This is a genomic window from Paraburkholderia sp. RCC_158 (assembly GCF_041355255.1).
Classification (GTDB): domain Bacteria; phylum Pseudomonadota; class Gammaproteobacteria; order Burkholderiales; family Burkholderiaceae; genus Paraburkholderia; species Paraburkholderia graminis.
Genome location: NZ_JBFUPM010000023.1, coordinates 81,159 through 94,022, shown reverse-complemented (window position 1 = coordinate 94,022; position 12,864 = coordinate 81,159). Strand labels below are relative to the sequence as shown.

At 62.8% G+C, this 12,864-nt stretch carries 12 protein-coding genes and 1 pseudogene; 6 read left to right on the top strand and 7 right to left on the bottom strand.

The window, feature by feature from the left end:
- Positions 1 to 19: 19 nt before the first annotated feature.
- Together AB6809_RS30445 and AB6809_RS30440 are read left to right on the top strand one after the other, a co-directional pair.
- Positions 20 to 766: an amino acid ABC transporter permease gene (locus AB6809_RS30445; RefSeq protein ID WP_029968756.1), complete on the top strand. Its 747-nt coding sequence runs from the start codon at positions 20 to 22 to the stop codon at positions 764 to 766.
- Positions 767 to 768: 2 nt separating this feature from the next.
- Positions 769 to 1,425, top strand: coding sequence for an amino acid ABC transporter permease (locus tag AB6809_RS30440; RefSeq protein WP_029968753.1), 657 nt, complete (start codon positions 769 to 771; stop codon positions 1,423 to 1,425).
- Between the two features lie 91 nt (positions 1,426 to 1,516).
- Here AB6809_RS30440 and AB6809_RS30435 read toward each other — a convergent pair whose 3' ends face one another.
- Genes AB6809_RS30435 through AB6809_RS30425 form a run of 3 tightly spaced genes read right to left on the bottom strand, consistent with a single transcriptional unit; the run spans position 1,517 to position 5,537 of the window.
- Positions 1,517 to 2,815, bottom strand: a complete 1,299-nt coding sequence (locus AB6809_RS30435; RefSeq protein ID WP_029968750.1) for a cytochrome c — start codon at positions 2,813 to 2,815, stop codon at positions 1,517 to 1,519.
- Between the two features lie 12 nt (positions 2,816 to 2,827).
- Complete coding sequence (locus AB6809_RS30430) at positions 2,828 to 5,080, bottom strand: xanthine dehydrogenase family protein molybdopterin-binding subunit (RefSeq protein WP_192700283.1); 2,253 nt, start codon at positions 5,078 to 5,080, stop codon at positions 2,828 to 2,830.
- A 1-nt stretch (position 5,081) separates the two neighbouring features.
- Positions 5,082 to 5,537: a (2Fe-2S)-binding protein gene (locus AB6809_RS30425; RefSeq protein WP_371027893.1), complete on the bottom strand. Its 456-nt coding sequence runs from the start codon at positions 5,535 to 5,537 to the stop codon at positions 5,082 to 5,084.
- Between the two features lie 324 nt (positions 5,538 to 5,861).
- Between AB6809_RS30425 and AB6809_RS30420 the strand changes: the two genes are divergently transcribed.
- Together AB6809_RS30420 and AB6809_RS30415 are read left to right on the top strand one after the other, a co-directional pair.
- On the top strand, positions 5,862 to 6,260 hold the full coding sequence (locus AB6809_RS30420; protein ID WP_006053024.1) for a hypothetical protein: 399 nt from the start codon (positions 5,862 to 5,864) through the stop codon (positions 6,258 to 6,260).
- 399 nt (positions 6,261 to 6,659) lie between these two features.
- Complete coding sequence (locus AB6809_RS30415) at positions 6,660 to 7,478, top strand: alpha/beta fold hydrolase (RefSeq protein ID WP_371027892.1); 819 nt, start codon at positions 6,660 to 6,662, stop codon at positions 7,476 to 7,478.
- Positions 7,479 to 7,508: 30 nt separating this feature from the next.
- Here the strand turns inward: AB6809_RS30415 and AB6809_RS30410 are convergent, their stop codons facing one another.
- From AB6809_RS30410 to AB6809_RS30400, 3 genes and pseudogenes are all read right to left on the bottom strand, one after another.
- On the bottom strand, positions 7,509 to 8,441 hold the full coding sequence (locus tag AB6809_RS30410; RefSeq protein WP_371027891.1) for a peptidoglycan DD-metalloendopeptidase family protein: 933 nt from the start codon (positions 8,439 to 8,441) through the stop codon (positions 7,509 to 7,511).
- A gap of 471 nt (positions 8,442 to 8,912) precedes the next feature.
- A complete protein-coding gene (locus tag AB6809_RS30405) occupies positions 8,913 to 9,329 on the bottom strand; it encodes a hypothetical protein (protein WP_029968743.1) in 417 nt (138 codons plus the stop codon).
- A 133-nt stretch (positions 9,330 to 9,462) separates the two neighbouring features.
- Positions 9,463 to 10,217: pseudogene (locus AB6809_RS30400) on the bottom strand (DeoR/GlpR family DNA-binding transcription regulator).
- A 128-nt stretch (positions 10,218 to 10,345) separates the two neighbouring features.
- Between AB6809_RS30400 and AB6809_RS30395 the strand changes: the two are divergent.
- On the top strand, positions 10,346 to 10,933 hold the full coding sequence (locus tag AB6809_RS30395) for an NUDIX domain-containing protein (RefSeq protein ID WP_107710336.1): 588 nt from the start codon (positions 10,346 to 10,348) through the stop codon (positions 10,931 to 10,933).
- A 72-nt stretch (positions 10,934 to 11,005) separates the two neighbouring features.
- Entirely contained in the window at positions 11,006 to 11,488 is a 483-nt protein-coding gene (locus AB6809_RS30390; RefSeq protein ID WP_310032136.1) for a hypothetical protein, read from the top strand.
- A gap of 28 nt (positions 11,489 to 11,516) precedes the next feature.
- On the opposite strand, the gene AB6809_RS30385 is transcribed toward AB6809_RS30390, so the two are convergent.
- Positions 11,517 to 12,677 carry a porin gene (locus AB6809_RS30385; protein WP_053860276.1) on the bottom strand — a complete coding sequence of 387 codons (1,161 nt, stop codon included), beginning with the start codon at positions 12,675 to 12,677 and terminating at the stop codon, positions 11,517 to 11,519.
- Positions 12,678 to 12,864: the final 187 nt, after the last annotated feature.

Below are 12,864 nucleotides of genomic sequence, written 5' to 3'. Positions count from 1 at the left end.
TCACGATGAGCGCCACGCCATGACCTATGCGTTCGATTTCAGCGGCTTCGGCCTTTATGCGGGCATGCTCGCGCGCGGCGTCGCGGTCACCCTGGGGCTGACCGCGATCTCGACGTTGCTCGGCGCGCTCGTCGGCATCGCCGGCGCGAGCGTCGCGGTGGCCGGGCCGAAGTGGGCGCGCTGGGTCGTGGCGAGCTATGTCGAACTGATCCGCAATACGCCGTTCATCGTGCAACTGTTTTTTGTGTTCTTCGGCCTGCCGACGCTCGGCATTCATATCGACGAAATGCAGGCCGCGATTCTCGCGATGACAGTGAACCTCGGCGCCTATGCGATCGAGATCGTGCGCGCGGGCATCGATTCGATCTCGCGCGGCCAGGTACAGGCGGCGCAGGCGCTCGGCCTGCATGGACGCCAGGTGTTTCGCTATATCGTGCTGCCGCAGGCGCTCGCCAATGTGTTCCCCGCGCTGCTGAGCCAGGTGCTGATCGTGATGCTCGGCTCGGCGGTCGTGTCGCAAATCTCCGTGCCGGACCTCACGTACGCGGCCAACTTTGTCCAGTCGCGCAACTTCCGCTCGTTCGAGAGCTACCTGATCATCACCGCGACGTATCTGCTGCTGTCAATCGTGCTGCGGCAAATCCTCAACCGGTTCGGACGCGGTCTGTTCGCGGGGCGCGCGGCGCGCGGCTCGGACAGCGCGCCTCGCGCCTGGCGCAGCCGCCTGATGTGGCGCGCCGCCCGCACTGTGCCAACGGAGCGCTGATCATGGTCGAATTCACGCTGTGGGACATTGCCCGTAATCTGCTGCTCGCCGCGCGCTGGACCGTGCTGCTCTCGCTGATCGCTTTCGTCGGCGGCGGCATCTTCGGATTGATCCTGCTCGCGATGCGCGTGTCGCCGATCGCCTGGCTGCGCCGCATCGTCGTGCTGTATGTGGAAGTGTTCCAGGGCACGCCGCTGCTGATGCAACTGTTTCTCGCGTTCTTCGGCTTGCCGCTGGTGGGCGTGGACGTGTCGCCGTGGGTCGCGGCGACCGTCACGTTGACGCTGTACACGAGCGCGTATCTGGTCGACATCTGGCGTGGCTGCGTGGAAGCCGTGCCGCGCGGTCAATGGGCTGCGGGCGCGAGTCTCGGCATGACGTTCGCGCAGCAATTGCGCTATATCGTCTGGCCGCAAGCGCTCAAAATCGCAGTCGCGCCGACGGTCGGTTTTCTCGTGCAGGTGGTCAAGAGCACGGCGCTGGCGTCGATCATCGGCTTCACGGAATTGACGAAGACCGGCACGATGATCACGAACGCGGCGTTCCGGCCGTTCCCAATCTACGGCATGGTGGCCATGATCTACTTCGCGATGTGTTTTCCGTTGACGTGGTATGCGCGTGTGCTCGAAAAGCGCAACAAGGTTGGTCAACACCGTTAGCCGCGTCTTTGCAAGCGACACAACAAAAAGCGTCAACCGCCGAAAGACGGTTGACGCTTTTTTCATGCTCGGCCGGTTTGAGTAACTACTGCTAGCGGGCCGCTTGAGTCGACTTGCGCAGCTTCGTCACATCGGCTGCGGTCACGGCCGGCGCGCCGTTGTTCCAGCCGGCGCGCACGAACGTCAACACGTCGGCGATCTGCTGGTCGGTCAGCACCGGCGCGTACTTCGGCATCGGATACGGCGCGGGAATGCCGCCGATCACCAGATCTTCGGTGCCGTTCAGCGTCACGTTAATGAGCGACGACGCGTCCTTCTCCAGCACGTTCGGATTGCCGGCCAGCGGCGCGAGCATCGGCGCGAAACCGCGTCCGTCGACGCCGTGACAATGCATGCAATACGCGGTGTAGACGCGCGCGCCGGCGTCGTTCGCGGGACGGTTCAGCGACACCTTCGTCGCCTGCGGATCGTACGTGTAAGGCGGCGCGCCGTTGCCGCCCGCCGGCGGCAGCGATTTCAGATACGTCGTCATGGCCGCGATGTCGGTATCGTTCAATGCCTGCGTGCTGTTGTTGATCACGCTCGTCATCGAGCCGAACGCCGTGGCGTGACGATTCGCGCCGGTCTTCAGGAACGCCTGCAAGTCCTGATCGTTCCAGCGTCCCAGGCCGACGTTATGCTCGCCGGTCAGGTTGGTCGCGAACCAGCCGTCGAGGAGGCTGCCGGTAAGAAACGCGCTGCCGCTTTCGTCGAGCGCCTTCTCCTGGAACGCGATGCCGCGCGGCGTGTGACACGAGCCGCAGTGGCCGAGGCCCTGGATCAGATACGCGCCGCGATTCCATGCGACGTCCTTGCCCGGCTTGTTCTGATACACGCCTTTCTCGAGGAATACCATGTTCCAGAGCTTCAACGGCCAGCGCATGTTCATCGGCCATGCGATGTCGGACTCGCGATTCGCCTGCTGCACTGGCGCAACACCGCTCATGAAGTACGCGTACAGCGCCTTCATGTCGTCGTCGTTGACCTTGGCATACGACGGATACGGCATCGCCGGATACAGGTTGTGCCCGTCTTTCGCGACGCCTTCGCGCATCGCCCGCGCAAAGTCCTGTTCCGTATAGCCGCCGATGCCGGTTTGCGAGTCCGGCGTGATGTTGGTCGTGTAGATCTGACCCATCGGCGTGTTCATCGGCAGGCCGCCCGCGAACGGCTTGCCCTTCGGCGCCGTGTGGCACGCGGCGCAGTCGCCGGCCTTCGCGAGATAAGCGCCGCGCTGCACGAGCGCGGGATCGAAAGCGGATGATGTTGCCGCTGCTGCCGCCGATGCCTGCATCAGCAACGGCAGCGCCACGCTCAGTGCCGCGCCGAAACCCTTGAGTATGTTTTTCATGTCGGGCTCCCGTTAAGCGGTTTGCAACTGGCTGCCGACCGGCAAATGCCGCAACCGCTTGCCGGTGGCCGCGAAGATCGCGTTGGTCAGCGCCGGCGCGAGCGCCGCCGTGCCAGGCTCGCCGATGCCGCCGGGCGCCTCGCTGCTCTTCACGATATGCACGTCGATAGGCGGCGTCTGGTCGATACGCAGCATCCGGTAGTCGGTGAAGTTGTTCTGCTGCACGCGGCCGTCCTTGATCGTGATCTCGCTGTAGAGCGCGCCCGTAATGCCGAAGATGATGCCGCCCTGCACCTGCGCCTCCACCGTGTTCGGATTGACGACCATGCCGCAATCGACCGCGCAAACCACGCGCTTGACCGCCACCTCGCCCTGCTCCACGGCGACATCGACGATGATCGCAAAGTAGCTGCCGAACGCATGCATGACCGACACGCCGCGCCCTTGCCCCTTCGGCACCGCGCTGCCCCAGTCGGCCGCCTGCGCCGCGACGTTGAGCACGTTCAGCGCGCGCGGCGTCTTGCCGAGCAGATCGCGCCGGTATTTGACGGGATCGACCTTCGCCTCGGCCGCGAGTTCGTCGATGAAACTCTCCACCACGAACGTGCTGCGGGTGGGACCGACGCCGCGCCAGAACGCGGTGGGAATAGCGTGCGGTTCCTGGCGCACGTAGTCGACGAGCTGGTTCGGCAAGTCGTACGGCAGGTCCGACGCGACCTCGACCGCGTCGGGGTCGAGCCCGTTCTTGAACGCGGGCGGCGCGAAACGCGCGAGGATCGACGAGCCGACGATCCGGTGCTGCCACGCGAGCGGCTTGCCGTTCGCGTCGAGACCGGCGGAGATCTTGTCGTAGTAGTACGGACGGTACATGTCGTGCTGGATGTCTTCTTCGCGCGTCCACAGCACCTTCACGGGCGTCGACACCTGCTTCGCGATCTTCACTGCCTGCGTGACCATGTCGAATTCGAGCCGCCGCCCGAAGCCGCCGCCGATCAGATGGTTATGCACGATGATCTTGTCGGCGGGCAAGCCGGTGACGGCCATCGCCGCGTCGCGCACGCGCGTCGGCACCTGCGAGCCAAGCCAGACTTCGCAACTGTCCGCGCGCACATGGACCGTGCAATTGATCGGCTCCATCGTCGCGTGCGCGAGAAACGGCTGCTGGTAGATCGCATCGACGCGCGTCTTCGCGTTCGAAAACGCGTGCACCACGTCGCCGTCCTTGCGCGCGACCGCGCCATTGCGTTGCGACGCGTTGGCCAGATCGTCGACGATCTGCTTCATCGACAGCTTCGCGTCCGCGCCTTCGTTCCACTTGATGTCGAGCGCTTGCAACCCGCGTTTGGCGGCCCACGTGTGATCGCCGATCACGGCCACCGCGTTGTCGATCTTCACCACCTGGCGCACGCCGGGAATCTTCTTCGCGTTGGTATCGTCGACGCTTGCGAGCGTGCCGCCGAACACGGGACAGTTCGCGATGGCCGCGTAGACCATGTCGGGCACGCGCACGTCGAGGCCGAACATCGCGGTGCCGTCCACTTTCTCCGGCGAATCGAGCCGCTTGACCGCCGTGCCGATGATCTTGAAGTCTTTCGGGTTCTTCAGCGGCACGTTCTGCGGTGCGGGCAGTTTGGCGGCCGCCTCGACCAGTTGACCATAGCCGATGCTGCGATTGCTCGCCGCGTGGATGACCTGGCCGGCCTGCGCATGACAGCTCGCGGCGTCGACCTGCCATTGCTGCGCGGCCGCGCTCACGAGCAGCGTGCGCGCGGTCGCGCCGGCGCGGCGCATCGGCTCCCATGCATAGCGGATCGACGTCGAACCGCCGGTGAGCTGGCCGCCGAGCAGCGGGTCGGTGAAAAGCTTTTCGTCCGGCGGCGCGTGGTCGAGCGTGACGGTGTCGAGCGGCACTTCGAGTTCTTCTGCGATCAGCATCGGAATCGACGTGTACACGCCCTGGCCCATCTCGACCTTTGGAATCACCAGCGTGACCTTGCCTGCCGTGTCGATCTGGATGAACGCGTTCGGTGCGAACACGCCGTTCTGCGGCGCTTCGTTTGCGTCGCCGCCGATCACCGACTTGCCGCTCTTCTGATCCTGACTGACGGCCGGCAGACTGAAGCCGAGCAGCAGACCGCCGCCCGCCGCCGCGCCGACGCTCACGCCGAACTTGAGGAACGTGCGGCGCGACACGCCGCGCGCTTCATCGGCTTCGGCTTGCGGGCGCTTCGCGCCTTTGTATGCATCGAGCAATCCCTGGGACATGTCAGACTCCCTTCGCCGCGTGCTTGATCGCCGCGCGAATGCGGTTGTAGGTGCCGCAGCGGCAGATGTTGCCGGCCATCGCGGCGTCGATGTCCGCATCGCTCGGATTGGGATTGCTTGCGATCAGCGAGGCCGCCGACATCACCTGTCCCGACTGGCAATAACCGCATTGCACGACGTCCAGTTGACGCCATGCCTGCTGCACTTTCTGGCCGGCCGGCGTGTTGCCGATCGCTTCGATCGTCGTGATCTTCTTGTCGCCGACAGCCGCCGCGGGCAACACGCACGAACGCACCGCCACGCCGTCGAGATGAACCGTGCATGCGCCGCATTGAGCGATGCCGCAGCCGAACTTCGTCCCGGTCAGGCCGACGAGATCGCGCAGGACCCACAACAGAGGCATGTCAGGCGGCGCATCGACGGTATGCGTTTCGCCGTTGATATTGAACGTTGTCATGAGCGGTTCCTTGTCGAGTTATGTTTTATCAGCCTGTTTAGAACGGGACGCCGATCAAAACGCAACGAGTTGCCGCGTTTATTCGAGAGCCCGGACTAATGCGCAATGCCGATGCGCGGCTTCGCCAATGCGTCGCCGCACGACTTCGGACCAGGCATTGCGCGAGTGTGCTGTGAGGGTCCGGCGATTGTAGCCGTGCATTAAGAAATTCGCCTGCACCCCGACATGCGCCGTTGCGAAGGCGCCGAAGGCGGTTCGTCGCCCGCAATTTTGCTAGCATGACGCGACTGCACTGACTATCTGACTATCCGAAGGAGACGCATCATGAACGACCCGCAATGCACCCAATTCCTCTCCGACATCCGCAAGCCGCTGCTCGCGCTGCATAAGGCGATACTCGATCACGAACGCGCGGCCTATGAAAAAGAATTCGGCCCGGTCACGCCGGCGGCTTTTCTGCAGGTGCTGATCAACGGTTCCGGGTTTCGCTGGCTGACGCCGCTGTCCACCATCATTGCGAACGTGGACGAAATACTCGACGACAAGGAAGCCGATGCCGCCGACCGCCTCGCCGCGGTCGAAGCCGTCACCGGTCTCTTTTCCGCCGATCAGCCGAACAACAGTTTTCTGCCGCGTTATCTGCCGCTGCTGCAGGCCGACCCGGGCATCCTGCATCTGCATGGCCAGGTCTCGCAGGTGTTGCGCGGGGCGCAGACGAAGTAGGTCTGAGTCGAGCGCGCTGCGTTTGGGCTCCCGGATTTCCTCACCGTTAAATGTGGGTGAGCTTGCGGAGTTTGGGGCGGTGAGGCGTCGCGGTTTAGGCGCGACCTTCATTGTTGTATAGAGGATTACCAGGCTTTCTTCAACGTACGCGTGGAAAATCGCTGTATTTGAAGGTGATTCGTGCGCGATTCGCAAGGATCATCGACGCTGTGTGTTCGAACGAGCATGCGGCCTGAGTGCAGCGAAGCATGGCATCGGCTGAATTGCCTGGTTTTGCTGAACAAATCAATGGTGAGCTTTTGCGGGAAGTGCTTGCGCGTTCCATTGTCCTTGGTGCGTCCTGCAGCCAATCACAAGCCCTGTTAAGGTAAGCGGACCTCGTCACCACCGATCACCGCCATGACCGACTGGCCGCTTCCCGAGACCTACACGTTCCGCGATCAAACCGTGCGCTTCAATGTGACGGGCACCGGGCCACCGCTCGTACTCGTGCACGGCACGCCGTTCTCATCGTACGTGTGGCATCGCATCGCGCCGCATCTGGCGCAGATTCGCACGGTGCACTATTACGATCTGCTCGGCTACGGTCAGTCGGAGATGCGTGACGGCCAGGACGTGTCGCTTGGCGTCCAGAACGCCTTGCTCGCGGAGTTGCTCGCGCATTGGCAATTGAAGAGCCCGGATGTAATCGCGCATGACTTCGGCGGAGCGACTTCGTTGCGCGCGCATCTTATCGACGGCTGCGACTATCGCAGCCTGACGCTGATCGATCCGGTCGCGCTGGCGCCGTGGGGCTCGCCGTTCGTGCAGCATGTGCGCCGTCACGGCGATGCGTTCGCCGGTTTGCCGCCGTATATTCACGAAGCCGTAGTGAACGCCTATGTGCGCGGCGCGATTGCACGCGACATCACGGATGAAGAACTCGCGCCGTACGTCACGCCGTGGCTCGGCGCGACGGGACAAGCCGCGTTCTACCGGCAGATCGCGCAAATGGATCAGCGCTATACCGATGAAGTCGAATCGCGCTATCCGCAAATGCGTTGTCCGACGCAGATTCTGTGGGGCGAAGAGGATCAGTGGATTCCGCTCGAGCGCGGCCGGCGTCTGGCCGCGCTGATTCCTCACGCGCGCTTTCAGGCGGTGCCGCGCGCGGGCCATTTGATGCAGGAAGACGCGCCCGAGGCGATCGTCGCGGCGGCGCTGCGGTGGCTCGACTGAGGCCACCCACAGCACAGCCGCGCGCTGCGTTTAGCCGCGTCCTTGCGGCAGATACGGCATCGGATCGACCGGTTTGCCGTCGCGGCGCAACTCGAAACCGACCGACACGCGCGAGTTGTTTTCGTCGCCCATCTCGGCGATCTGCTGGCCCTGTCGAACGATCTCGCCGGTTTTGACCAGTAGCTTGCGGTTATGCGAGTACGCGGTCAGGAAGTCCTTGTTGTGCTGCACGATGATCAGACTGCCGTAGCTGTTCAGGCCCGTGCCGGCATACATGACTTTGCCGTCGGCGGCCGCGCGAACCGGATCGCCCGCCTTGCCGCCAATCTCGATGCCGCGCGTCTCGCCCGGCTGGAAGGCTTCGACGACCCGGCCGCCCGCGGGCCATGCCAACGACAAGCCGTTTGCATGACGCATGCTTTGTTGCGCGACTTCGCGGGCTTCGGCGGCGCTGGGACCGGGCGAAGGCTGCGCGATAGCTGCCGATGGCGCCGACGCCTGCGCGCCAGACGCACTCGACGCCGCCGCAGCTTTTGCCGCAGCCGCATTAGCCGCATTAACCGCCTGCACGGTCTCCGGCGATGCGACGCGCAACACCTGGCCGTTCTTCAATCGCGACGACGCCTTCAGGCCGTTCCATGCCTGCAACTGCTTGACGCTGCAATGATGGCTCTGCGCGATGCGCGCGAGCGTGTCGCCGCGCTTCACCCGATAAACGAGCGGCGGCGCCTTTTTGAGGGGCGCAGCCAGAGGCGTGTCGCCCGAAGCGGCCGCACTCGCCGACGCGGACGTCCCCGCCGTGCCTTGCAGATTCGCCGCGCCTGCCGCGGACACACCCGAAGCGGCTGCTGCGCCGGTCTGCGCGCCCGGCTGCCCGACGCCGGCGCAACCGCTCATCGCGAGCGCGAGCCAGGCGCCGGCGATGCCTGCCATCACTGCCCTGTCGAAACCCTTTCCCATCATGTTCGGCTCCTGCTTGTTCTGTAGGCGGGCCGGACGCCGCCTTGCCGCCTGCACGCGCGCGTCGCGCTGACGCGCCGCCGTTCGCATCGCGGCCTGGCGAGCGTGCTGGCACCCTCACCGTTGTATTGCCGGCTGGCCTTGTTCGTTGCATCGCTCCGTACGTCGAATCTTCGCGCGGGCGACGGCGGATTCCGGCGCTTACACAGCCACTTTTCCGCGGACGGCCAGACTACGATTAAATTTCCAGCCGGATTGTAAAGTGCGATTAACAGAAAACGCGTGCGCCACACAGTCTGATACAAACGTTACCAACAGCGTCTGCGTGTCTCGTTGTGCGCACAACCACGCGGCAAAACCGGGCCGCATGGGCAGTGCCATCGACGCCATCTGCTTAACGGCACGCCCGCGCGAGAACTTGAATTGCCGGTTCGAAAAACGCGATGGTGCTTGCGCGGAGCGCGCGGCGAGCCGCTAGCTGTAGTAATGCCCCGCGTATGACACATAGCCCACGGGGTGATGAGTAAAGTGGAGCACGGGCAGTACAGGGTTGGAGTTGTCGTCGGTGGGATAGGCGCTTGCCTCGGGGATGTATTCGCCCTGCGCCTCGATGGGCTGCCCGGCTTGGAGTCCGGGGATCTCCTCGGCAAGCCCTTCGTTGTCGCCGAACCGCACCGCAATGAACACCTCGGTGCCGACGAGGTTCTGCGTGCCGCCTTCGAACTTCAACACCTTGTCGATCTTCACAATCAGGTGCTGATGATTTGCGCCGTGGTGGTTGTCCGGGCTCGCGAACACCTTCGTGATCGTGCCTTGCACGCAGGCAAGCGGCGCACCGAGCGAATGAACATAGCGATGATGAGGAAGGATCTGCGTCGCGCGATTGCTCATGAAATCTCCGTGGAAGAAGCCAGGCTGAGACGGCGGAAGAACAGGCGCATGCGGGCCTGCTGCGCGATCCGTTTGAGCGGCTCGACGGGCGGGAGTTCAGGGCGCGTGCCGATGCGATTGCAGCGGCCAACCTCTACGCGCGCACAACCGTCAGGCCCAGCGCTTCGAAAGGCGCGGTAAGTGTCTCGGCCGTGCCGCGTTCCACCACGATCGTGCTCGCCGCCGATACGTCCGCGATCCGGTACGCCGACGCCGCATTGAGTTTCTCCGCCGATGCGAGCACCACCGTCTCCGCCGCGTGCTCCGCGAGCGCGCGCTTCACGTACGTTCCTCGATGTCGCCGGTGCTGAGGCCGGCTTGCGGATGCACCCCCGTCACGCCCATGAAGTACAGATCGGCGCGGATATGGCTGAGCGCTTCGATGGCGGCCGCGCCGACATTGACCATCGAATGCCTGAAAAGCCGGCCGCCGATCATCACCACTTCCAGTTGCGCATGCCCGGCGAGTTCGACGGCGATGCTCGGGCTATGCGTGACGATCGTCGCACGCAAGTCACGCGGAAGGTGTCGCGCGAGTTGGACAGCAGTCGTGCCGCCGTCGACGAACGCGATTTGCCCCGGCGCGATCATGCCCGCCGCGGCGCGCCCGATCGCCGCCTTCGACGCCGATTCGATCCGCTCGCGCCCGGCGAGATCCACCGCTGCCGGCGACGCCGGCAAAGCGCCGCCGTGCACGCGCTGGAGCTGCCCTTCCGTCGCGAGTTCGCGCAGATCGCGGCGGATGGTGTCCTCGGACACGTCGAACTCCGCGCTAAGCGTCTTGGCGACGACCTGCCCGTCGCGCCTGAGCGCCTCGAGGATCAACTGTTTTCTCTGCGATGTAAGCACGCTCGTCTCCGGCAGACGAATCGCGCGATCCGTCCGTTGCACGAAATCCCTTGTTTTTGCACGATACTGCACGATACCATGATTCGCGTGTCGGCCTAACCACTACCAACCAATCAAAGGTGCGAGCCATGAATGAGACCGCGGAACGAGTACGAATCGTGGACGTGAAGGTGCTCTCCGACGACTGGTATGTGCTGAAAAAGACCACCTTCGACTATCGCCGCGCCGACGGCTCCTGGCAGCGCCAAAGCCGCGAAACCTACGACCGCGGCAACGGCGCGACCTTGCTTCTGTACGAGCCGCGCCGGCGCATGGTTGTGCTGACGCGGCAGTTCCGCTTGCCAGCGTTCGTCAACGGTCATCACGGCATGTTGATCGAGACACCCGCCGGTCTGCTCGAGTCCGCTTCCCCCGAGGAGCGGATTCGGGCCGAAGTCGAGGAAGAAACCGGTTATCGCGTCCATGAAGTGCGCAAAGTGTTCGAAGCCTTCATGAGCCCCGGTTCGGTCACGGAGAAACTGCATTTTTTCGTCGCCGAATACGATGCGCTCGCGCGGGTCGGCGCAGGCGGCGGTCTTGAACACGAAGGCGAAGATATCGAGGTCTTGGAATTGCCGATCCGACAAGCGCTTGCGATGGTCGAGCGCGGCGAGATCGTCGACGGCAAGACGATCATGCTGTTGCAGTACGCACAGCTGAACCTGTTCGACGCTTGATCGCGTCGGGTCACGTCGCGCCACACTCGCTTTAGGAATTTTCCCAAGCCCGATTAGGAAACGGACGATAGGTTGAGGAACGCAAAAAAAATATTCTTACGTTGCTTTGACGTTGACCGGCGGCGCGCCACGCTCCCGCCGGAAAACTCAAACGGAACCCTTCCCTTCAGAATATTTTTGCTTCGTCAACCTGCATTCCGGGCGATGAAGAAGTCGAGGCTCAACGTGGATTCTCTTACATCGGCCAACCGCTTCATGGGCGGTTTTTTCTTTGGCGCTGTCGTCGCTACCGCGATCATGGTCGTGCTCTGCGTCAGCGGCGAATTTGTGCCTCTCATGGCGAAGCTGTATGCGATCCAGCAAGTGATTGCAACAGCGGTCATTTCAGTGCTCGTCGCCGGCACCAAGCCGCTTCTGTATAAAACCGTCTGGCGCGAGCGCCGCTGCAGTTTCATTCTCGACGAAGACTTGAGCGCGACGCTTCGCGGCAGAAGCTTTGGTATTCCCGCCGGCGTGATGGTCGGCATTCTGGTTCAAAACGTTTTGATGAATTGAACGCAGTTCAGGCACCCGGCATGAAACTCTAGAATTTATGCCGGATCGCAGCGCGCACCACAACCTGTTTCGACGTCGATGACGGCGCTTGCGCGCCTGGTATAAACGCCTCATCGAGTATCGAATACGTCGAGTCGCCAGTCACTTGCTGGTATTCACCCTGAATGTAGACGTCGGTCCGCTTGGACAGGTTGTAATCCGCCATCAGTCCAAATGAGTGGATTTTCGGTTTGACGCCGCCACTCGACGCATCGAAGTTTTCTATCGTGTAGACATATTGCGCGCCGACAAACAGCATCGGCGAGATCTGATACTTGCCGTTCAGTTCGAAGTTCTGATATTTCAACGAGTTCAGCAATACGCCGGGCGGCACGAGTGGTGTAATGCCGAGATAACCGTTGCCGGTCGGATTCAAATAGCTCGATTTGCTATACGCGAAACCCGCCGTGGCCGGACCGAAGTTATAAGTAATGCCGCCGCCGAACACGCGCATGCGGGCCGCGATAAAGCTTGCGTCGTTAGCCGTAATCGCACCATTCGCACCATTGCCCGGATTATTGGCCTGCAAATACGCGGCGCTCACCAGCAAGCCGCCATACGCATACTGCCCGCCCACGCTATAGGCGCGGTTATTGCCGAAATTCGTATCGTTGCTAAAGCTGTACGTGCCGCCGAATTGAAAGCCGCTAATCGACGGGCTTGTGTATTTCACGGTGTTGTCGAGCCGAAACGAGTTATCGGTATTGTCGTTATCGTAGGGATGCGAGAAAAGCGAGCCGGCCCAATTGCCATTCGCGGTAGTTTGCGCCAGATAATCGACCACTGAATCGTATTGCCGCCCGAACGTCAATACGCCATAGCGCTCCGCGCTCAAGCCCACAAAAGCCTGTCGCCCGAACATCCGGCCGCCCTGATTCAGGCGCCCCGAACTGACGTCGAAACCATTTTCGAGCTGGAAAATGGCTTTGAGGCCGCCGCCCAGTTCTTCCGCGCCCTTCAAGCCCCAGCGGCTGCCTTGCGCGTAGCCGCTTGCCAGCTCGTACACATGTCCTCGGCCCGCGTTGTTCGTGTAGTTGATGCCTTCGTCGAGTACGCCGTACAGCGTGACGCTCGTCTGCGCCGAAGCCGGCGTGCTAAAGGCGGCGGACACAGCGGTGGAAACGGCCAGCGCGAACACTTGCTTGTTCATGACGATCCCCCTGCACTCGAGTAATCGGCCTAACTCGATCTGACGCGTTCTTCTTGACCCTACGACAACGCGCTTCTTCAAGTCCGACGCGCTTACGGGAAATCCTCACACGCCGGAACGCGTCCGTCCATTGGGTGTCGCCTGGATGTGTCGAAACGTTGCGAAATCTCCACTGTCTTTAAACGTC